Origin of the sequence: Pantoea sp. OXWO6B1 (assembly GCF_001641135.1) — a bacterium.
GTDB lineage: Bacteria > Pseudomonadota > Gammaproteobacteria > Enterobacterales > Enterobacteriaceae > Pantoea > Pantoea allii.
Window position 1 is genome coordinate 1,621,773 of the sequence record NZ_LWLR01000001.1, and the last position, 21,908, is coordinate 1,643,680.

Sequence of the window (21,908 nt, forward strand, 5' to 3'; positions counted from 1 at the left end):
GAACGGTGATGTCCGATTCATCTGCAGTAGAAAACCTGGTGGAAGCCTGTCACTGGATAGGCGCGAAGGGCTGGGCACCGGCCACTGGCGGCAATATGTCGGTGCGTCAGGATGCTCATTTTTGCCTGCTGAGTGAGTCGGGCAAAGATAAAGGCAGCCTGACGCGCGACGATTTTATCCAGGTCGAGATTGCCACCTGTCAGGCGCCTTCGGGTCGCAAACCTTCGGCGGAGACCGCGCTGCATACGCTGATTTACCGGTTGTTTCCGGAGGCGGGCGCGGTGTTGCACACGCACACGGTAAACGCCACGGTGTTGTCCCGGGTTGAGCAGGGCGCGGCCTTGTTGCTGTACGGTTATGAGATGCAAAAGTCGCTGAGCGGCCAGACGACGCATGATACTACCGTGGCGATTCCAGTATTCGACAACAGCCAGGATGTGGCGGCGCTGGCGTCAGAGATCGAAGATTATGCTGCCCGCTTTCCGTTGCGCTATGGCTTTCTGCTGCGTGGACACGGCCTGACCTGCTGGGGCAAAGACGTCGCTGAAGCCCGTCGCCATCTGGAAGGTCTGGAATTTTTATTTGAATGCGAGCGCCAACGTCGCCTGCTGGAGAAAGCATGATAAAGGCCATTGTTACCGATATTGAAGGCACCACCAGCGATATCCGCTTTGTACACAACGTTCTGTTTCCCTATGCCCGTGCGCATCTGGCGGACTATGTTCGCCAGCATCAGGCGCAGACTGACGTGCAACAGGCGCTGAACGCGGTGCGTGCCGAAGCGGGGCAACCCGATGCCGATATAAACGGCGTCATTGATATTCTGTTTTCTTACATGGATGCGGATCGCAAATCGACCGGTTTAAAGGCGCTGCAGGGGATGATTTGGCGAGAAGGCTACCTGAACGGCAGTTTCACCGGACATCTTTATCCTGACGTGCTGCCTGCGCTCACGGCCTGGCACGCGCAAGGTATTAAATTGTATATATATTCCTCTGGCTCGGTTGCCGCGCAGAAATTGTTATTTGGCTACAGCGATGAAGGTGATATTACTGGTTTGTTCAGCGGCTACTTTGATACTCACGTAGGTGCCAAGCGCGAGATGACGTCGTATCAGAACATCGCCGCGCAAACAGGCTTGCCGGCTGATCAACTGCTGTTTCTTTCTGATATTCATCAGGAGCTGGACGCAGCAGAGCAGGCCGGCTGGCACACGCTGCAGCTGATTCGTGACGCGGCAGATGATGACAGCCATCATCGTCAGGTCACTAATTTTTCCCAGATTAACCCGGAGTCGATTTGAGATGAGTGCACTGACCATTTTTAGCGATAGCGATCCCAGCCAGCCGATATGGCACAGCACCGATGCCGAAGCGATTCGCGCGCGGCTGAATGCCAAAGACGTCCGTTTTGAACGCTGGCAGGCCGACCGCGATCTGGGGGAAAACCCGGATGCGGAAACGGTTATCAATGCTTATCAACATGCCATTGATCGCCTGGTGGCCGAGAAAGGTTATCAGAGCTGGGACGTGATCAGCATGCGCGCCGATAACCCGCAGAAGGACGTTCTGCGCCAGAAATTCCTGTCGGAACACACGCACGGCGAAGATGAAGTTCGCTTCTTTGTCGAGGGCGCAGGGCTGTTCTGTCTGCACCTCGACGGTGAAATTTTGCAGATCCTGTGCGAAAAGAACGACCTGATCTCGGTGCCTGCTGGCACACCGCACTGGTTTGATATGGGATCGTCCCCGCATTTTACTGCGATCCGCATTTTTGATAACCAGGAAGGCTGGATTGCCAATTTCACCGGCGACAAGATTGCAGATGCCTATCCACGACTGGCGTAAGTAAGCCGGTATCGTTAAGCGCGCTGCTTCCTGTGGGGAAGCAGCATCGCTCATCACTGTGGCTGAAAGAGGCCGTCCTGAACCTGCTGTGGGGTGACCACGCCCGTATCCAGTACCCAACCGCTGATAAGCGCCGCTGGCGTGACGTCGAAGGCCGGATTGTATACCCGGGCATCGGCAGGTGCCCACTGCACGCTACCGAAGCTACCAGCAACGCCGGTGACTTCGCTGGCGGCACGCTGTTCGATAGGAATGGCTGACCCCGTCGGACACAGGCGATCCAGCGTGGTATGCGGGGCGGCAACGTAAAAGGGAATACCGTGATAGTGCGCCAGCACCGCCAGGCTGTAGGTGCCAATCTTATTGGCAACGTCGCCATTGGCAGCAATGCGATCGGCACCGACCCAGATGGCATCGACGTTGCCCGCCGCCATCAGGCTGGCGGCCATCGCGTCGGTAATCAGATGATAGGGCACGCCGAGCTCGCCGAGTTCCCACGCCGTTAAGCGTCCGCCTTGCAACAAAGGGCGCGTTTCATCGACCCAAACGTTACGAACCTTGCCCTGCTGATGCGCGCGCGCGATAACACCCAGTGCTGTGCCGACGCCCGCGGTAGCCAGGCCACCGGTATTGCAGTGGGTTAACAGCTGGCTTCCGGGTTTGACCAGCACGCTTCCGGCTTCAGCGATGCGCTCACAGAGCTGTTTGTCTTCATTAACCAGACGCAGCGCTTCGTCCACCAGGCTCGCCACCCTTTCAGGTTTTTCCAGCGCCTGCTTCATCCTGTCCAGGTTATTCATCAGGTTGACCGCGGTCGGGCGGGCGGCGCGCAGGATCGCCAGTGACTGCGCCAGCTGCTCGCGCGTTTCACCTTGTTCCGCCAGTAGCGCCAGCAGCAGCGAGGCAGACAAGCCAATTAAAGGGGCGCCGCGTACCCGCAGCGCATGAATGTGTTCAACCAACTGCGCGACCGAATGGGCAGGCAGCCAGTTTTGTTGCTGTGGCAGGGCCTGCTGATCCAGTATCCAGAGCTGGTTGTTGCGAACCTGTAAGCTGGTGGTTTGGAATGTCTGCATTCTTGGTGAATTCCATGTTGCGTTAATGGCGGATATTGTGCCAACATGCTTAACGGATGTATAGACGTCTGAACGGCTTATTACGAAAGATTAATCAGGTCCGGCTTGCACCGGCGTTTGTTGATGAGGAAAGGTCAATGTCGCAATACCGTACATTCACTGCAGCTGACGCTGTGGAATATGCCAAAACGTTTGGCGGCATGGATGATCCTTCTGTTTTATGCAGCGCGGAAGAGATCGGCGATGGTAACCTGAATCTGGTCTTCAAGATTTACGACAATCAGGGGAAAAGCCGCGTCGTGGTCAAGCAGGCGCTACCCTACGTGCGTTGTGTCGGTGAGTCGTGGCCGTTAACGCTCGATCGCGCCCGCATTGAGGCGCAAACCCTGGTTGAGCACTACAAATATTGCCCTCAGCACACGGTCAACGTGACGCATTACGATGCGGAACTGGCGGTGATGGTGATGGAAGATCTCTCCAGCCACCAAATCTGGCGCAGTGAGCTGGTCAAAGGCGCGTACTATCCTGAAGCACCTCGTCAGCTGGGTGAATACCTGGCCCAGACGCTGTTCCATACCTCGGACTTTATTCTGCACCCGCACCATAAAAAAGCCGAAGTGGCGCGCTTTATCAACCCGGAACTGTGCGAAATCACCGAGGACCTGTTCTTCAACGATCCCTACACTGACCATGAGCGCAACAGCTATCCTGAAGCGCTGGAGCCGCTGGTCGCCTCACTGCGCACCGACGACGCGTTGCGTATTGCCGTTGCCGGGCTTAAACACCGTTTCTTTAGCCATGCCGAAGCCTTGCTGCATGGGGATATCCACAGCGGCTCCATCTTTGTGGCTGACGGGAGCCTCAAAGCGATCGACGCTGAGTTTGGCTATTTTGGGCCAATCGGCTTCGATGTTGGCACCGCGCTGGGTAATCTGCTGATTAATTACTGCGGTTTGCCCGGCCTGCTGGCACCGCGCGAAGCCGTTGATGCCCGCGAGCAGCGCCTTAGCGATGTGCGTGATGTCTGGAATACGTTCGCAGCACGTTTCCTGGCGCTGGCAGAAAGCAAGACGCAGGATGTAGCCATGGCTTATCCAGGCTATGCCCAGGCGTTTCTGCGTAAAGTCTGGGCGGATACCATTGGCTACTGTGGCACTGAGTTGATCCGTCGGACGGTGGGTATGTCGCACGTGGCGGACATGAAGCTTATTCGGGATGATGAGATGCGCACCGATTGCATTCGTAATGCGATTACGTTGGGCCGCACGCTGATTCTGGCCGCCGGGCACGTTGAGGATGTCGAAGCATTGATTGCCCGCATTCGTCAGGCAGGGTAAAAAAAAGGCCGACATGATGTCGGCCTGATGGATTATGCCGCCTCGCTGGGGAGGGCGGGCTTAGAGACAGCCTGCTTGGCCGGAACGGCCAGCGCATCAGCCTCAAACTCATCCACGTTAATGGAACGCAGACGGCTCTGCTCGGCGCGTTTCAACACCTCTGCTTCTTTGTCGTCAATCCAGCCCTTCTCCAGCGCCTGTTTTGCCAGTGCATCAAGTCGGGTGAACGAGAAGTGTTTTTTATGCTGTTTGCACAGGCGGTCGTGAATCACTTCTGCCGCCATCACATCCTGCAGTGCCTGCTCTAACTGACCTGCTGGGTTATGCTGGCTCGGTTCCAGATACTGACCGCGACCCAGGCGCGAGCGCGTTGCGGAAGGCACCTGCAGCATTTTTGCCAGTTTATGGTCAAGGCGATCGGATGGAGCAGGGCAGTGCTGACCACCGGCGAACACCACCAGTCGGATCACCCCAGCCACCAGACGATTCGGGAAGTTGCTCAGCAGATCGTCCATGGCTTTTTCTGCCTTATTCAGCGCATCCTGCACGCCCCACTGCACCAGCGGTAAATCCGCCTCGTGACGCCCTTCATCGTCATAACGTTTCAGGGTGGCAGATGCCAGATAGAGCTGGCTCAGCACATCACCCAGACGGGCGGACATGCGTTCGCGACGTTTCAGACTGCCGCCTAACACCGCCATAGAGACATCTGACAGCAACGCCAGGTTGGCACTGATGCGGTTCATGTGCTGATAATAGCGACGCGTGGCATCGCGGGTAGGCGCAGCGCTGGTGCGTCCGCCAAGCAGGCCCAGCCACAGGCTGCGCATCGCATTGCTGCCTACGTGACCAATATGGCTGAACAGCGCTTTATCAAAGGCCGCAACATCGTTGCTGGCAGCGGCAGCCATTTCCTGCAGGACATAAGGATGGCAACGAATCGCGCCCTGACCAAAGATAATCATGCTGCGGGTCAGGATATTCGCGCCTTCCACCGTGATAGCGATAGGTGCGCCCTGATAGGCACGCGCCAGGAAGTTGCTGTCGCCCAGCATGATGCCTTTACCGCCCGCGATATCCATAGCATCGATGATCGACTGCTGGGCGCGGTGGGTACAGTGGTATTTCACAATGGCTGACAGCACGGCGGGTTTCTCACCCTGCATAATCCCGGTGGTAATCAGCGTTGCGGCTGCGTCCATCACATAAGCATTACCTGCGATTCGTGCCAGCGGCTCTTCGATGCCTTCCATTTTGCCGATAGACAGCTTGAACTGACGACGGATGTGAGCATAAGCACCGGTCGCCAGCGCCACACTTTTCAGGCTGCCCGTTGAGTTTGACGGCAGCGTGATGCCACGACCGACCGACAGACATTCCACCAGCATCCGCCAGCCCTGACCGGCCATTTCCGGGCCACCAATGATGAAATCAATAGGAACAAAAATGTCTTTGCCACGGGTTGGGCCATTCTGGAACGGCACGTTGAGAGGGAAGTGGCGATGACCGATTTCCACACCTGGCGTGCTGGTCGGGATCAGGGCACAGGTAATGCCCAGCTCCTCTTTCTCGCCCAGCAAATGCTCTGGATCGGAGAGTTTAAATGCCAGACCCAGCACGGTAGCGATAGGGGCTAACGTGATATAGCGCTTGTTCCAGGTCAGGCGCATGCCCAGCACCTGCTGGCCCTGCCACTCGCCCATGCAGACCACACCCGTATCGGGAATCGCACCGGCATCTGAACCGGCTTCCGGGCTGGTCAGCGCGAAACAGGGAATTTCATCTCCCCGGGCCAGACGCGGTAAATAGTGGTCTTTCTGTTTTTCCGTACCGTAATGTTGCAGCAGTTCGCCCGGGCCGAGTGAGTTAGGTACGCCCACGGTAATCGCCAGAATACCCGATACGCCCGACAGTTTTTGCAACACGCGCGCCTGTGCATAGGCAGAGAATTCCAGCCCGCCGTACTCTTTTTTGATGATCATGGCGAAGAAGCGGTGCTCTTTCAGATATGCCCACAGTTCTGGCGGCATATCAGCCAGCTCATGGGTGATCTGGAAATCATTTGCCATGCGGCAGGCTTCTTCCACTGGGCCATCGATAAAGGCCTGCTCTTCCGGTGTCAGGCGCGGTTGTGGATAGTTATGCAGTTTCTGCCAGTCGGGTTTGCCCTGGAACAGATCGCCTTCCCACCAGGTGGTGCCCGCGTCAATCGCCTCTTTCTCTGTGCGTGACATTGGCGGCATCACTTTCTGGAAGCGTTGCAGCATCGGTTGGGAAAACAGTTTGCGGCGCATACTGGTCAGGTTCAGCGGCAGCAGAATAATCGCCAGCGGTAACAGCAGCCAGGGCGTCCAAAGGTGGGCCGCCGCCATCGCTGCAGTCCACAGCAGGAGAATTGCGCTGCTGAGGGGCAGAGAGAGGCGGTGATAAAACAGCGCGCCAATTAGCACCACTGTCGCAAGAATCGAGACAACCATCATAATGAAGTGCTCCGTTAAGTAGTAAGAGGTCTGACCTGTTATGAGTAGAGGTGTAAATCAGATGCTGGCATTTATCAATTTTTTTACATCGCAATTACAACCTGACTCACAAAATCAGCCAAACAGCGCGTTGGATGAAAACAGCAGGCGCGAAAAAACGCTGGGCATGCGGTATCTGGCTGTGTGGTGCTTTGCGCGCGTCAGCCATTCCGTTAAACTTGCTGCGATTAACCTCCCCTACAAAGGACAAGTCTATGTATCAGGACATTATTCGTTCAGAGCTGAACGAGGCTGCAGAGACGTTGAATAACTTTTTGAGTGACGACGCGAACATTCACACCATCCAGCGGGCTGCGGTGATGTTGGCTGACAGCTTTAAAGCGGGCGGCAAAGTGCTTTCCTGCGGCAACGGTGGCTCTCACTGTGATGCGATGCATTTTGCGGAAGAACTCACCGGCCGCTACCGTGAAAATCGTCCTGGATACCCGGCTATTGCCATTTCAGACGTCAGCCATCTTTCCTGCGTGAGTAACGATTTTGGCTATGACCACGTTTTTTCCCGTTATGTTGAAGCGGTAGGGCGCGCAGGCGACGTGCTGCTGGGGATCTCTACCTCGGGTAACTCTGCCAATATCATCAAGGCTGTTGAAGCCGCGCGCGCGCAGGGCATGAAAGTGATCACCCTGACCGGCAAAGATGGCGGTAAGATGGCGGGCAGCGCGGACATTGAAATTCGTGTACCGCATTTTGGTTATGCTGATCGCATTCAGGAGATCCATATCAAAGTGATCCATATCCTGATGCTGCTGATTGAAAAAGAGATGGTCAGGTAACAGCACGACTGGCCTCCTGGTCGACAGGAGGCGTTTTGACATAAGGCGGTTGCTATGTGCGAATTGCTCGGGATGAGCGCCAATGTTCCCACCGATATTTGTTTCAGTTTTACCGGATTGGTGCAGCGTGGCGGCGGAACAGGGCCGCATAAAGACGGCTGGGGCATTACGTTTTATGAAGATAAAGGCTGCCGCACCTTTAAAGATCCCTTACCGAGTTTTAATTCCCCTATTGCGCGTCTGGTGCAGGAATATCCAATTAAATCTCATTCGGTCGTGGCACATATTCGCCAGGCGAATCGTGGACCGGTCTCCCTGGAGAATACGCATCCGTTTACCCGGGAATTATGGGGCCGTCACTGGACTTATGCACACAACGGGCAGCTTAAAGGCTACAGGCAACTGGAGACCGGGACGTTTCGTCCGGTAGGGGAAACCGACAGCGAGAAGGCATTTTGCTGGATTCTGCATAAGCTGGCCACGCGCTATCCACGCACGCCGGGGAACTGGCCTGCAGTCTTTCGCTACATTGGGGAGCTGGCGGGTGAGCTGCGGCAGAAAGGCGTATTTAATATGCTGCTGTCGGATGGTCGCTACTTAATGGCATTCTGCTCAACCAATCTGTTTTGGATTACCCGCCGTGCACCTTTTGGTCGGGCGCAGCTGCTTGATCAGGACGTGGAGATTGATTTCCAGAAACACACCAGCGCGAACGATATAGTGACCGTCATTGCCACACAACCGCTGACGGGAAATGAAACCTGGCACCGAATTGTGCCAGGCGAATGGGCATTATTTTACCTTGGAGAGCGCCAGGAATGACTGGGATGCCGCTTCAGGTTGGGTGATCACCGGGCTGCTGTTCATCACATATCTGCCGCTGGTCACATTCACGGTCGGCGGCTGATGATACTGCGCAAAGTAGGTGTAGCCGGGCTGAAGTTGCTTCCAGAAATCCGCATAGGTGGAATAGCGATGACGCTGCATATTGCTGTCGGTCATGCGAAACGGATAAATGGCAATATTCACTTCCTGCTGACCATTACGTAATGCCGCATTCACATAGGTGAAAATCTCATCCATATAGGCATTGGTCATGGCATAGCAGCCGATAGACTTACAGTCGCCATGAATCATTAAATAGTTACCGCTGTAGCCCTGGTCGCGATCGTATTGATTGGGGAAGCCAATATTAATCGCGCGATAGAAACGGCTGTCCGGCTTTAGCTGATTCATTTTTACGCTGTAAAAACCTTCCGGGCTTTTAAAATCGCCTTCACGACGTTTTGGCCCCAGGCCGCCAGAAAAGTTGCAGATGCGATAGGTATCCAGTAAGCGATATTCGTTGCCAATCTTGCCGTACAGCTCAAGGGTACGCTCTTCCTTGAAGATCTGAATATAAACCGGCGTACCGATTAACTGTTTCTTTAATTCTTTGCTCACCGGCGCCAGTGGCTGAACCGGCTCAGGAGTCATTGCCATGCTGAGGGCTGGCAGTAAAATCATCGCAAACAGAAGTGCGATTTTGCCCATGCTGTGTACACCTTGAAGTGAAGAAGAACAACGGCGCGATAAGTGCGCCTCTGTTTGCATTATCGGAACTTTCCGCTACCGCAGCGCAACATTAAACATTGTGTGTTTTTTTAGCAATACAGCGCAGAGCAAAATGTCCATTTCTTTGACGGAATAGCGCCGAAAATTTGTAAAGTTTGTTAGCAACTGCAAGAAATATTGCACAAGCCTCTTTGGACTGTATACTTATCCAGTGCTGGAGGGGCGATGCGTAAGATCATTCATGTCGATATGGACTGCTTTTTTGCCGCAGTGGAAATGCGTGATGACCCTTCATTGCGCGATATTCCCATGGCGATTGGCGGCAGCCGCGATCGGCGCGGAGTGATCAGTACCGCTAACTATCCGGCACGCAAATATGGCGTGCGCAGTGCGATGCCAACGGGCATGGCGCTGAAGCTATGTCCTCATCTGCGTTTATTACCCGGGCGCTACGAAGTCTACAAAGAGGCATCCAGCCAGATTCGCGCCATCTTTTCACGTTTTACCTCCCTCATCGAGCCACTGTCGCTGGATGAAGCCTATCTGGATGTCACCGACAGCACGCACTGTCAGGGATCAGCTACGCTGATTGCCCAGGAAATCCGCGCCACTATCTATCGGGAAACCCAACTCACGGCCTCTGCGGGCATCGCACCGATTAAATTTCTCGCCAAAATTGCTTCTGACTTAAACAAGCCTGATGGCCAGTTTGTCATTACTCCTGCACAGATGTCTGATTTTTTACTGGCGTTGCCGTTGGCGAAAATTCCCGGTGTGGGAAAAGTGTCGGCAAAAAAGCTGGAAGAGCTGGGATTACATACCTGCGGTGATGTGCAAAAAGCCGATTTGGCGTTACTGCTTAAGCGCTTCGGTAAATTTGGTCGGATCTTATGGGAGCGCAGCCACGGTATTGATGAACGCGGTGTGGTGGTTGAACGCGAACGTAAATCGCTGGGCGTTGAGCGCACGCTGGCTGACGATATCGACAGTTGGGAACGCTGCCTGGAGATTATTGATTACCTCTATGCCGAGCTTGATCGGCGCTTAACTCAGATACGGCCCGATAAGCATATTGCGCGTCAGGGAGTGAAACTGAAGTTCAGTGACTTTCAGCAGACGACCCAGGAGCATGTCTGGCCGGTGCTGAATAAAGACGACATGATTGCCGTGGCGCGTAAAACCTGGGATGAGCGCCGTGCTGGACGCGGCGTGCGGCTGGTGGGATTGCATGTGACGCTGGTGGACCCGCAACTGGAGCGGCAACTGCTGCTGGGATTATAGGGGGGGGCCGCCGTTGGCGGGGATGGGGTTTGCTTTGGTTCTGCCCGGCTGGCCCGGGCGATGCGGTTTTGCTCTGAGCATGTTCCGCCTGCGAGGCGGTTGGGATACGGTTTTGCCGCTGAGCATATTCTGCGCGGCCGGGCGCTACGGTTTTGCACTGAGTATGTTCCGCCCGCCAGGCGTCCGGCAGCCGTCGCTGTCCCTTCGTCACTCACTGCGGCCTGACGGACCGTCCGGATGCGCCCTCCGTGGCGCAGCCGTCCTCGTCGCGGCGTCCCTGCCGCGCCGTCCTGGCCTCCGTTCTCTCCTCAGCGCGCCGGATGCCTCCAGCAAACCCTCGCCTGTGAGGGCGTATATTTTTCCCAAAGACCGGCTTCGCCTGTTATTAAAGGGATACAGTGGAAGTCTGATGAAACAAAAATGGGCTGTGATGCTTTTCTGGCATCTGAAGCGACGCGGAAAGTAGTTTTGGCACAGGTATCAAAGCGGGGGAGTGGGCCGGCCTTCCCGTCCCGCTGAGCGGATGCAGGATTTCCGGATGAGCCGACAGGACGTCGGCGAAAGCCAGGCCGCGCCAGGGATGGCGCGTCCTGGCGGTCCGGCAGAAATCCTGAAGCCGCGAAGGGACCGCGCAGCGGCGGGTGGGCAGGACGGGAGCCCGGGGTCAAGGGGCCGCGGCGACTGGCGGCCCCTTGTCGGTCGCCCGCACGGGGCGGACTGAAACTGCCCGCCGCCTGGCGAGCGAAACCTTCCCGGAGCTTTATGACTGAACGCCGCTCAGGCTGGCAACCCGGCAACCCGGCAGCCCGGGGTCAAGGGGCCGCGGCGACTGGCGGCCCCTTGTCGGTCGCCCGCACGGGGCGGGCTGAAACTGCCCGCCGCCTGGCGAGCGAAACCTTCTCAGAGTTACATGACTGGATGCCGCCCAGGAAGGCAAAGCCATGTTCATGCAATGAACGCCGCCGCCCAGGCCACCATCCAAAGCCACGTTCATGCCATGAACGCCACCCGCCCAGGCGCCAGCCCTTACTTCTTATATTTTGCTTCCAGCGTCGCAAACCATGGCTGGACGAAATCCTCATTACTGCCCCAGCCTGGAATGATTTTGTTCAACGACGCTACGTTCACCGCACCAGGATGGCTGTTAAGCGCCTGCTGAGAAATCGAAGCGGCTTTAAATTCATAGGTAGCTGGCGTGGTTTCACCGGCAATCTTGTTTGCCACCAGGCGCATATTGACGGCCCCGATGGTTTTAGGATCGACCGCGACAGTCTGTACCCACGGGCTGCCTTTCTGACGCATCAACTGCAAGTCCTGATTCGAGACATCGATGCTGTACAGTTTGATCTCTGTACGGCCATTTTCCTGCAGCGCTTTGTAAGCGCCCTGGCTGAACGCGTCCCATGCACCCCAGATGGCGTCAATCTTGCCTTTAGGGTATTTCGCCAGGATAGCGCCAACTTTATTGGCGGTGTCGCCCTGAACATCCGTTGATACCGCGCCAATCGACTCAAGTTGATGAATGCCAGGGTTCTCTTTCAGCAATTTCTCATAAACAACCTGACGACGTTCCATCGGCGGGAAACCGGCAACCCATAATTTAACAATGTTGGCTTTGCCGTTGAAATCCTTGATTAACTGTCCCAGCGACAACTGGGCCAGAGACGCATCATCCTGCGCGGTGACCGTGACACCCGGAATCGGGTTGTCCACGGGCGTATCAAATACCGATACCTTAATGCCGGCGTCCGCAATGCGTTTTACCAGCGCACTGGCGTACGGCGCTTTGCCGTGGGACAGCACAATACCGTCGTATTTCTGGCTGATCGCCTGATTCACGAAATCCTGAAAGCGCGCATCGTCGCCGTTGCTGAGAAACGTACTGACTTTAAAGCCTAACTGGCGGCCTTGCTGAATGGCTCCCGCAACAAACTGTGTGGTGTTGTCGTCTGAGCCAAGGTTACGGATGACGGCAATGCGTATCGGGCCTTCATGGTTAGCGATAGCGGCAGGAACCGGCGTGACGGTGTCGGCAAACGCTGCACTGGCGTTTAACAGGCTGAATGCCAGCAGCGAGAGTGTTATCTTTTTCATTATTCTTAACTCCAGTTGGGGATGCGCCTTAGCGGCGCTGTACGTAAGTGATAGCCAGTGCTAATGCCAGCACCAGCCCTTTGATAATGTCCATGGCGTAATAGGGGACCGACAGCATCACCAGACCGTTTTGCAGCACGCCAAGAATGACGGCACCCACCAGCGTACCCAGCGCATTCGGCTTACCGGAACCGGCCAGAGAAAGGCCGATCCAGGCTGCCGCAACCGCATCCATCAGATAACCGCCACCCGCGTTAACCTGCGACGATCCGATGCGTGATGCCAGTAAAATACCGCCCAGCCCGGCTAACAATGACGCGATGACGTAGGCCAGTACGCGATAACGTGTCGTGCGAATACCGGAAAGCCTGGCTGCCTCGGGATTACCGCCCAGCGCGTACATGCGCCGACCGTGCTTTGTCAAAGATAATGCGAGCTGTGCCACGACCGTGACGACCAGCATGATAATAACGATTGTCGGCACCTGACCCAGCAGGTTAAACGTTGCCGGAATTGTGCCTTCAGCCATATCACCGCTTGGCAGCACCATATTTTCCGTAATGGAGCCACCAAAACTGTAGGTCATTGCCACGCCCTGAATCACAAACAGGGTGGCCAGTGTCGCCAGCATGTCGGGAATCCGCAGCACCACGATCAGAAACGCATTGAACAGCCCGACCAATGTACAAAGCACCAGCGTGATGGCAATGGCCGCCGTCGTATCAAAGCCGTACCAGACGAATAGCGAAATCACCAGGGCGTTGGCCAGTGAGGCGGTAGAACCAACGGACAGATCGAAGCCGCCGACGGTCAGCGAAACGGATACGCCCACCGCAATGACGGTTACGATGGCGATGGAGCGTAAAATATTGATGATATTGTTCGGCTCCAGAAAACTGTCGGAAGCCAAACCAAAAGCGGCGATCAATATCACCACCGTTAGCAGCATGCCCCACTTATACAGGAAATCGAACAGCTGATGGCGCAGCGAGGAAGATGCTGGCTTCAGGGATAAGTCTTTACTACTGCTCACGCAGGGGTTCCTCCGGTGGAATAGAGCAAAAGTGTCTCTTCTGTGGCTTGCCGTCCCTCTAACTCCGCCACAATACGTCCATCCCAGAGCACACAAATACGGTCGCATAAGCCGACCAGTTCAGAAAATTCGCCAGAGGCGTAAATAATGCCTTTGCCTTCATGGGCAAGGTTGCTGATCAGCGTGAACAGCTCTGTTTTCGCTTTTACGTCCACGCCCTTGGTCGGTTCATCAAAAATCAGCACATCGGCGTTATTGCGCAACCATTTGCCAATCGCCACTTTCTGCTGATTGCCACCAGAGAGCCGACGCAGTTGCTGCGCCGGGCCCGTGGTACGCACGCTGAGGCGGCGAATCACCGCTTCTGCCCAGCGCCAGGCCTGACGATGACCAAACAGGCTCCAGCGGGAAAAGCTGTCGTCTGCGCTGATGCTGAGGTTCATCGCCACCGACTCATCAATAAAAATGCCTTCTTTACGGCGCTCTTCAGGCACCAGCGCCATGCGCTGTTGCACCGAGTCGTGTGGCGATCGCGGCTTCCAGCGTTTACCGTGCAACTCACCGCGTGAAACGCGGCTCTTACTGGCACCAAACAGCGCCTTGCACAGTTCGGTTTTCCCCGCGCCCGCCAGACCGGCAATGCCCAGAATCTCGCCTTTATGCAAACGCAGTGAAATATCCTGCAGCAGGTGTTCATCATGCAAACCGTCCACCGCCATGATCACGGGCTGCGGCTGAGGTGGACGCCGCGGTGGATAGATATCGGTTAACGGATGCCCCAGCATTTTTTCAACAATCTGCTCACCGCTCAGCGCCGCCATCGGGCCGCTTTCAATCAGTCGTCCATCGCGCAGCACCGTCAGGCGGTCGCAAATGGCCTTCAGCTCGTGGATACGGTGAGAAATAAACACGACACCTATGCCGCTGGTTTGCAGACGACGGACGACAGCGAACAGGCGTTCGCTCTCGTGCTGGTCGAGCGGCGCAGTGGGTTCGTCAAGAATCAGAAAGCGGCAGTGATGGGAGAGGGCTCTGGCCAGCAGAATTTGCTGCTTTTCCGCCAGCGAGCAGCGCTCTACCGGGCGTTTAACATCTATTGATGCATCCAGCTGGGCCAGCAGATGGCGAGCCCGGCGACGAATATCGCTCCAGCGGAAACCGTGACCTGGCTCTGCTAACTGATCCAACAGAATGTTTTCCGCTACGCTGAGCTGTGGCACTAATGCCACATCCACCTCCTGCTGAACAAGGTGAATACCCAACTGTTTGGCGTCCCGCGGGCTGCGAATCGAAACCGGTTTACCGTCCAGGAGAATCTCACCGCTGTAGTGACTATGTGCACCTGACAGCACTGCCATCAGCGTGGATTTACCGGCCCCATTGGCCCCGGTCAGCGCATGAATCGAGTGACCTTCACTCAGAAAATCCACCGACGTTAACGCGGCAAATCCGCCAAAATCGATGGAGATGTTACGCATCTCAAGGCGATTTAAAGCATGCATTGCAGGGATCTCCATTAAAGTCACTGACCACATTTTTTCCTGAAGCATCAGGCACGGCAACAGCCGAAAGCGCATAAGTTAGCACAGAAACTTATTAGCCATCCAGACATCTGGACATAATGGCGGCTAAAGCTGGTTAAGCGCAGTAAGTTGGTGATTTAGCGGTAGGAAGCGGCATTCCCCCAGCGGATTATGCTGCGAATGACTAACCGAAAATTGTTAAGTCAGTCATGCGCTTTCACGATTCAAGGGAGATTTATTGAATGTGGCAGACAGGGTAAGGCTTCAGATAAGGTGTTAACCTGCAGAACAGGGTGACAGAACCGGTTATTTCAGTGCGTAGACCTCGGCTAAGTCGGCCAGATCCCAGTTTCCGCCCGTCAGCAGGACGCAGACTTTCTCGTCGGGTTTCAGACTCACCGAACCCGCCAGTAGTGCACCGAGACCAATTGAGGCCGCCGGTTCCGCAATTAATTTTGCATCCCTGGCAAGAACGCGCATGCCCTGAATAATGTGTTCTTCATCCACCAGAATAATCTCGTCTACATACTTCTCAATAATCGGGTAGGGATTGCGTCCTGGTACGCTAAGTCTTAATCCGTCAGCGATGGTGTTTTGCAGCGGCAGGGAAGTAGGCTGTTTATTGATCCGGCTTTGATAATATTTAGGCGTCAGGGCCGGCTCAGCGCCAATGACTCTGACCGCCGGACGGGTTTCTTTCAGCGCCGTGGCGACACCAGAAAGCAGACCGCCGCCGCCCAGCGGCACAATGACGGTATCCACATCCGGTAAATCATCTAATATTTCGCAACCGATCGTACCCTGTCCGGCCATGACCATCGGATCTTCAAAGCCATGCACCACCGCATAGTTATTGGCTTCGGCAATTTCATACACTTCTTTCCAGCGCGAGGCGTTGTCGCCATCAAACAAAATAATCTCTGCTCCCAGCGCGCGGGTATTCTCGATTTTGATTTTTGGCGTGGTGACCGGCAAGACCAGGACAACTTTTACACCCAGCATTCTGGCTGCGTACGACAGACCCTGAGCATGATTGCCTGACGAACTGGAAATAATACCGTTGGCAAAAGCCTCAACGGGCAGGGAGAGCACTTTATTTAGCGCACCGCGAATTTTAAACGCACCGGTAATTTGCAGCGTCTCCGGCTTGAGATAAAGCTGGCAGCCCACCTGCTTTTCGATTTTATCGGCGCGCAACAACGGTGTGTGACGAATATGCGCAGCGATACGCTGTTGCGCTTCATGAATATCTTGCAGGGTCGGATACTGATGCGTCATCACGGTTACCTTTATCTGAAGGAAAAACGTTATTCAAAAAATGCAAAATACGTACCGACACCTTTTTCGAGGGCATTGCGGTAAATTCTACCGGCGGTCGTGTTGTCCTGTATGGAAAGGCCGGTGGAGTCAAAAAAGGTAATTTCCTCCTCGCTTTCTCTGCCTGGCTTCTTCCCCAGTAATATCTCACCGATTTCAGCATGAATGTCGTTTTCACGGATGATATTCCTGTTCAGCCCGTGCCAGGTTTCACCCTTTTGCGTGCACTGAGACAGGGAGTCCACGACCACTTTTACCCGGCTGAAAATGTGAGGATCAAATTCCTGTTTACCCTGCTGGTCGGTGCCAATGGCGATGATATGTGTGCCAGGCTTAATCCAGCTGGCTTCGAGCAGCGGCCCTTTGCCCCGGGTCGTTGTAATCAAGATATCGGCTTGCGCTACCGCCGCCTGGCAGGAATCCGCCACAGTGACCGGGATACCAAACTCGCTTTCAATATCATTTTTAAAGGCCAGCCGGGATGCTGGCGTGCGGCTCCAGGCATGGATCTCTTCAATTTGCATAACCCTGGCGATGGCTCTTACCTGCATCCTGGCCTGATTACCTGTGCCAATCATCGTCAATTTTTTGGCGCTTGTGCGTGCCAGTGCCTTCACGGAAACGGCACCCGATGCGCCAGTGCGCAGACCGGTAATCAGGCTACCATCCATCACGCAGCACAGCGCACAGGTCCGGGCATCAAACAATATTACCGTTCCCATGCCGCTCGGCAGGCCATATTCCACAGGGTTCTGTGGAAAGGGGCCAGAGGAGGCTTTCATCGAAATCAGTTCGTTGCTTTTGTAATAACTGGTTTTAAAGTCTATTTCCCCACGCGGCGCGGGAAGGTGCAAACCGATATAAGCCGGCTGTTCCACCAGATTGCTGTTGAAGGCTTTATAGGCTTCTTCCACCGCATCAATCACGTCGTCGGTGCTGATGAGCTGACTGACTTCCTGTTTGGTGAGCAATAACGTCTTCATGCACCCTCTAATCACGTTGTGAAGAACGGCTCTCCGGTACACAGATGACCTGATGCCGTTGTCAGAGAAAGGTTGGCTTTGGGACATTATTGCACCGGCAGCACGACAGAAAATGTCAATCTGGGGGGCGGATAAACGCTTTTTACTGTTTTAGCGGGCGGTGGCGAAAGCTAATGCTTAGTGGCTGGCGATGAAAGGACGTCAGGCCGAAATAGCCGATAAAAAAAGGGTTTATGTTGAACATAAACCCTCAGAGAGATTAACGCGCCTGAATTACTTTTCAGGTATCACGTTCAGCAGCGTTGTCAGCAGTTTCCAGTAAAGCCCCACGCTCTCGATATGCACCTGCTCATCAGGTGAGTGAGGGCCGGTAATCGTTGGTCCAATCGAAACCATATCCATGTCAGGATAAGGCTTTTTGAACAGGCCGCATTCCAGACCTGCGTGAATCACCTGGATGTTAGGCGTCTTATTAAACAGCGCGACATAGGTTTCACGGGTCAGCGCCATAATCGGCGAGTCCGCGTCTGGCTGCCAGCCGGGATAGCCACCTTTTGGCTTCGTTTGTGCGCCTGCCAACTGACCGAGTGAGGTCAGCATCTGCACGACGTAATCACGCCCGGTATCGATCAGTGAGCGAATCAGGCAGTTAATTTCTGCTTTATCTGCCTCCATCGTGACCACACCCACATTCAGCGAGGTTTCGACCACGCCTTTGGCGACGTCTGAGTTACGGATAACACCGTTTGGCGTGCTGTTCAGCAGATTCAGGAAGCGGTCACGGCTCTCTGTGGTTAGCGCGTCACCCTGATGGGCAACCGGCTCGCTGACAAAGGCAATGTTCTTCTCTTTTACGCCGTGTTCATTTTGCAACGCAGCCAGGAAGCCGGCGGCGGCCGATTTCAGGCTGTCTACTTTGCTGCTGTCGACAGACACGGTGGCAAAGGCTTCACGTGGGATTGCATTACGCAACGTACCACCGGTGAATTCAACCAGACGAAGATCCAGCTCTGCCGCATGGGCCGCCAGGAAACGCGCCAGCAATTTGTTCGCATTGCCCAGGCCCATGTGGATATCCGCGCCGGAGTGACCGCCACGCAGGCCTTTCAGGGTCAGCTTCAGGCTTTCGTGGGAAGCCGGCACCGCCTCACGCGTCAGCGGAAGCGTGGTGACGAAGTCGATACCACCTGCGCAACCCATATAGATCTCACCTTCTTCTTCCGAATCGGTGTTGATCAAAATATCCGCCTGCAGCCAGCCTGGCTGTAAGCCAAACGCGCCATCCATGCCGGTTTCTTCGGTCATGGTTAACAACACTTCCAGCGGACCGTGGGTCAGGCTGCTGTCCGCCAGAACGGCCAGCGCAGATGCCATACCAATACCGTTGTCGGCACCCAGCGTCGTACCGCGCGCTTTGACCCACTCGCCATCAACATAAGGCTGAATAGGATCTTTGGTGAAGTCGTGTACGGTGTCGTTGTTTTTCTGCGGCACCATATCAAGGTGGGCCTGCAGCACAACCGGCGTGCGTTTTTCCATGCCTGGCGTGGCCGGTTTACGGATCAGAATATTGCCTACCTGATCGCGCTCACACCAGAAACCTTGTTCTTTGGCCCAGCCAACGATATAGCTTGCCAGCGCTTCTTCATGGAAAGAGGGATGCGGAATAGAGCAAATCTTAGCGAAAATATCCCACAGTGGCTGTGGAGAGAGTTGGGACAATTCAGACACGACAAGTCTCCTGTGTCAGTGCGCCGGCCGGGCCGGACATTGCGAAGTTCCAGTAAAAGATCGCCGTCAGAGAACTGACGAGATAGGGCGAGAATATCACTGTTTCTGACTCGGTGTGTTATTCAACGCGCTAAAAAACCGCAACCAGAAGCCAGGTGCTGGTTTTTAGCGCGTCATGTCCTTATAATCTCGCGCAACCTTTTCCCCGTTGCACATTTTTTAAGCCACACTGACTGGCTGGGATACCTATTTATGAGCGAAAAATACGTTGTTACCTGGGACATGCTGCAGATTCATGCCCGCAAACTGGCTCAACGCCTGCTTCCTGTTGAACAGTGGAAAGGCATTATTGCAGTCAGCCGCGGCGGTCTGGTACCGGCTTCGCTGCTGGCACGTGAACTGGGTATTCGCTATGTCGATACCGTGTGTATTTCCAGCTATGACCACGATCACCAGCGTGAAATGAAAGTCCTGAAACGCGCTGAAGGCGACGGTGAAGGCTTTATCGTTATTGACGACCTGGTTGATACCGGCGGCACCGCACAAGCCATCCGCGAAATGTACCCAAAAGCCCGTTTCTGCACCATCTTTGCTAAGCCTGCTGGTCGCGAGCTGGTGGACGATTATGTTGTTGATATTCCGCAGAACACCTGGATTGAGCAGCCGTGGGACATGGGCGTGGTTTACATTCCGCCGATTGTGAAAAGCTGATTGATGTAACACAAACAACGCCCGGTTTTCCGGGCGTTGTGCTTTCTACGCCTCGCGACTTGTTTTGCGGTACAGTACACTTACTTACCGCTGTTAATGCTGTCAGAGAGGTAACATGCCTGGCAAAAACCTGAGCGTTGAGCTGTTCAAGCCTCGTTTTAAACACCCCGAAACCTCATCTCTGGTACGACTGCGTCGTCACGCCACGCATGAGGTGCACTCCGCCCTGGATGGCGATAGCCAGCGTGGCTGGTATCGCATGCTTAACAAGTTGATGTGGGCCTGGCGTGGTTTGCCATCGCAGGAGGTCAGCGAGGTGCTGGCGCGTATCGCAATCAGCGACGCTGAGCACACCCATCCGGCGCTGCTGGATACGGTCATTGGTTACCGTAATGGCAACTGGAATTTCGAGTGGAGCAGGCAGGCGGGCTTCTGGCAGCAGCGGGCGCTTGAGGCGAACGAAAGTGAACACGATCGGGCCGGTCATGACTGGCTTCATGCGTCTCACCTCTATAGCGTGGCGGCGTATCCTTATATCAAAGGCGATGAACTGGCTGATCAGGCACAAACGCTCGCCAGCCGCGCTTATGACGAGGCAACCCGCCGGCTACCCGGAGAACTCAAAACGCTGACCTTCCCCATTGAAGGCGGTAGCCCGGTCAGTGGTTTTCTGCACATGCCGCCTGCTGTGGAGGCACCTTATCCCACGGTGATGTTTTGTGGTGCGCTGGATTCGCTGCAAACCGATCATTATCGTCTGTTCCATGACTATCTGGCACCGCGTGGTATCGCCATGTTGACGCTTGATATGCCTTCCGTCGGGAATTCAATGAAGTGGAAGCTCAGCCAGGACACCAGCTTTCTGCATCAGCAGGTACTGCGCGATCTGGCGTCCGTACCGTGGATCGATCATACGCGCGTTGCCGCGCTGGGCTTCCGCTTTGGCGCGAATGTCGCGGTTCGTCTGGCCTATCTGGAAGCACCGCGGCTGCGGGCGGTGGCCTGTCTGGGGCCGATTGTGCATAGTCTGCTGACGCAGGCCACGCTGCAGAACAAGGTGCCGGATATGTACATGGACATGCTTGCGAGCCGACTTGGCATGACTGGCACAACGGACAGCGCATTACGGGCTGAGTTGCTCAGCTACTCGCTGAAAAATCAGGGGCTTCTGGGACGAAGAACGTCAACGCCGATGCTGTCTGCACACTGGCCGAACGATCTCTTCAGCCCCGAGGAAGAGAGCAAATTAATCGCTAACTCCTCGTCGCAAGGTAAAGCCTTGTTAATTCCCGTAAAACCGGTCATCGCCAGTTTTGATAAAGGGCTTAATGAAATCTGCGATTGGCTGGCCCAGCGTTTGAAAAGATAGCTGGCAAAATTTACAGTGTTTGCTACAACTACTAGCTGGAATCATTCGGATCGTCAAAAGAGAGTGCAGCACGGCTGCTACGGTTCGGAATATCAAGCCTGTCCTTATGGAGAATTAGCATGACGTTACCGAGTGGTCATCCCCGCAGTCGCCTGCTTAAACGCTTCACGGAACTGGGACCTTACATACGCGATGGAAAGTGTAGCGAAACCCGTTTTTTCTTCGACTGCCTGGCTGCCTGCGTGAATGTAAAGCCTGCGCCCGAGTTGCGTGAATTTTGGGGCTGGTGGATGGAGTTGGAAGCGCAAGCCGATCACTTTACCTACGTTTATCACATCGGCCTGTTTGATAAAGAAGGCGACTGGTCAGTTGCCACGATCAAAGGCAAAGATAACAATGCCCGCGTGGAAGAAACCTTACGTAATTTCCACGGCCGTTTAAAAACGATGCTGAAAGAGTTTGAACTGGATCTGGTGCCAGCCAGTGACTTTGATGAAAAACCGATAAAACTCAGCGCCTGACATCAGGCCCCTGCGGGGGCCTTTTTTTATAGGCCGGGCGGGAACGTTTGCCTACGCATCGACGTGCCGGAAAGCGGACAGAGCGGTGGGACGGAACACAAAAGGAAAGGGCGAGTTTTGCAACTCGCCCTTTTAACAGACACATTCACATTGAGGGTAAAGCACTAAGTCTGTCCATCACGCGGGCCGTCAATCCCTCGACCGTCCCTCTCGTCAGG

The 21,908-nt window shown here is 55.0% G+C and carries 19 protein-coding genes; 10 read left to right on the forward strand and 9 right to left on the reverse strand.

The window, feature by feature from the left end:
• Positions 1-8 precede the first annotated feature (8 nt).
• Genes A6A26_RS09710 through A6A26_RS09720 form a run of 3 tightly spaced genes read left to right on the forward strand, consistent with a single transcriptional unit; the run spans position 9 to position 1,847 of the window.
• Complete coding sequence (locus tag A6A26_RS09710) at positions 9-623, forward strand: methylthioribulose 1-phosphate dehydratase (protein WP_063878540.1); 615 nt, start codon at positions 9-11, stop codon at positions 621-623.
• Complete coding sequence (gene mtnC, locus A6A26_RS09715; protein ID WP_063878541.1) at positions 620-1,303, forward strand: acireductone synthase; 684 nt, start codon at positions 620-622, stop codon at positions 1,301-1,303. Before A6A26_RS09710 ends, mtnC begins: the two co-directional genes overlap by 4 nt.
• A gap of 1 nt (position 1,304) precedes the next feature.
• A complete protein-coding gene (locus tag A6A26_RS09720; protein ID WP_014606507.1) occupies positions 1,305-1,847 on the forward strand; it encodes a 1,2-dihydroxy-3-keto-5-methylthiopentene dioxygenase in 543 nt (180 codons plus the stop codon).
• A 53-nt stretch (positions 1,848-1,900) separates the two neighbouring features.
• Here A6A26_RS09720 and mtnA read toward each other — a convergent pair whose 3' ends face one another.
• Complete coding sequence (gene mtnA, locus A6A26_RS09725) at positions 1,901-2,923, reverse strand: S-methyl-5-thioribose-1-phosphate isomerase (protein ID WP_063878542.1); 1,023 nt, start codon at positions 2,921-2,923, stop codon at positions 1,901-1,903.
• 137 nt (positions 2,924-3,060) lie between these two features.
• Here mtnA and mtnK point away from each other — a divergent pair, with 137 nt between their 5' ends.
• The gene (mtnK, locus tag A6A26_RS09730; protein WP_063878543.1) at positions 3,061-4,260 is read left to right on the forward strand and encodes an S-methyl-5-thioribose kinase; all 1,200 of its coding nucleotides are present in this window, start codon (positions 3,061-3,063) and stop codon (positions 4,258-4,260) included.
• Between the two features lie 32 nt (positions 4,261-4,292).
• Here the strand turns inward: mtnK and fadE are convergent, their stop codons facing one another.
• Positions 4,293-6,740: an acyl-CoA dehydrogenase FadE gene (gene fadE, locus A6A26_RS09735; protein WP_063878544.1), complete on the reverse strand. Its 2,448-nt coding sequence runs from the start codon at positions 6,738-6,740 to the stop codon at positions 4,293-4,295.
• A gap of 254 nt (positions 6,741-6,994) precedes the next feature.
• Here fadE and lpcA point away from each other — a divergent pair, with 254 nt between their 5' ends.
• Complete coding sequence (lpcA, locus tag A6A26_RS09740) at positions 6,995-7,573, forward strand: D-sedoheptulose 7-phosphate isomerase (protein WP_063878545.1); 579 nt, start codon at positions 6,995-6,997, stop codon at positions 7,571-7,573.
• A 54-nt stretch (positions 7,574-7,627) separates the two neighbouring features.
• Entirely contained in the window at positions 7,628-8,395 is a 768-nt protein-coding gene (locus A6A26_RS09745) for a class II glutamine amidotransferase (protein WP_063878546.1), read from the forward strand.
• On the opposite strand, the gene dpaA is transcribed toward A6A26_RS09745, so the two are convergent.
• Complete coding sequence (dpaA, locus tag A6A26_RS09750; protein WP_063878547.1) at positions 8,366-9,106, reverse strand: peptidoglycan meso-diaminopimelic acid protein amidase; 741 nt, start codon at positions 9,104-9,106, stop codon at positions 8,366-8,368. The two genes, A6A26_RS09745 and dpaA, sit on opposite strands and share 30 nt — an antisense overlap.
• Positions 9,107-9,352: 246 nt before the next feature.
• Between dpaA and dinB the strand changes: the two genes are divergently transcribed.
• On the forward strand, positions 9,353-10,408 hold the full coding sequence (dinB, locus tag A6A26_RS09755; protein WP_063878548.1) for a DNA polymerase IV: 1,056 nt from the start codon (positions 9,353-9,355) through the stop codon (positions 10,406-10,408).
• Positions 10,409-11,434: 1,026 nt separating this feature from the next.
• Here the strand turns inward: dinB and A6A26_RS09770 are convergent.
• The 6 genes from A6A26_RS09770 to pepD all read right to left on the reverse strand — a co-directional run bounded on the left by A6A26_RS09770 (position 11,435) and on the right by pepD (position 19,089).
• Positions 11,435-12,502, reverse strand: coding sequence for a sugar ABC transporter substrate-binding protein (locus tag A6A26_RS09770; protein WP_063878551.1), 1,068 nt, complete (start codon positions 12,500-12,502; stop codon positions 11,435-11,437).
• A 28-nt stretch (positions 12,503-12,530) separates the two neighbouring features.
• Complete coding sequence (locus A6A26_RS09775) at positions 12,531-13,643, reverse strand: ABC transporter permease (RefSeq protein ID WP_241567281.1); 1,113 nt, start codon at positions 13,641-13,643, stop codon at positions 12,531-12,533.
• Positions 13,532-15,037, reverse strand: a complete 1,506-nt coding sequence (locus tag A6A26_RS09780; protein ID WP_063881112.1) for a sugar ABC transporter ATP-binding protein — start codon at positions 15,035-15,037, stop codon at positions 13,532-13,534. The genes A6A26_RS09775 and A6A26_RS09780 overlap by 112 nt, the downstream gene beginning before the upstream one ends.
• Positions 15,038-15,364: 327 nt before the next feature.
• Positions 15,365-16,336: a threonine ammonia-lyase gene (locus tag A6A26_RS09785; protein ID WP_063878553.1), complete on the reverse strand. Its 972-nt coding sequence runs from the start codon at positions 16,334-16,336 to the stop codon at positions 15,365-15,367.
• A 29-nt stretch (positions 16,337-16,365) separates the two neighbouring features.
• Complete coding sequence (locus A6A26_RS09790; RefSeq protein ID WP_063878554.1) at positions 16,366-17,358, reverse strand: ornithine cyclodeaminase family protein; 993 nt, start codon at positions 17,356-17,358, stop codon at positions 16,366-16,368.
• Between the two features lie 273 nt (positions 17,359-17,631).
• Positions 17,632-19,089: a beta-Ala-His dipeptidase gene (gene pepD / locus A6A26_RS09795; RefSeq protein WP_063878555.1), complete on the reverse strand. Its 1,458-nt coding sequence runs from the start codon at positions 19,087-19,089 to the stop codon at positions 17,632-17,634.
• Positions 19,090-19,341: 252 nt separating this feature from the next.
• On the opposite strand from pepD, the gene gpt reads away from it, so the two are divergent.
• The 3 genes from gpt to crl all read left to right on the forward strand — a co-directional run bounded on the left by gpt (position 19,342) and on the right by crl (position 21,690).
• Positions 19,342-19,800 carry a xanthine phosphoribosyltransferase gene (gene gpt, locus A6A26_RS09800; RefSeq protein ID WP_063878556.1) on the forward strand — a complete coding sequence of 153 codons (459 nt, stop codon included), beginning with the start codon at positions 19,342-19,344 and terminating at the stop codon, positions 19,798-19,800.
• A gap of 115 nt (positions 19,801-19,915) precedes the next feature.
• Positions 19,916-21,169 (forward strand): esterase FrsA, encoded by a 1,254-nt coding sequence (frsA, locus tag A6A26_RS09805; RefSeq protein WP_063878557.1) that lies wholly within the window; start codon positions 19,916-19,918, stop codon positions 21,167-21,169.
• A gap of 119 nt (positions 21,170-21,288) precedes the next feature.
• Complete coding sequence (gene crl, locus A6A26_RS09810; RefSeq protein ID WP_063878558.1) at positions 21,289-21,690, forward strand: sigma factor-binding protein Crl; 402 nt, start codon at positions 21,289-21,291, stop codon at positions 21,688-21,690.
• The last annotated feature ends 218 nt before the right edge of the window (positions 21,691-21,908 follow it).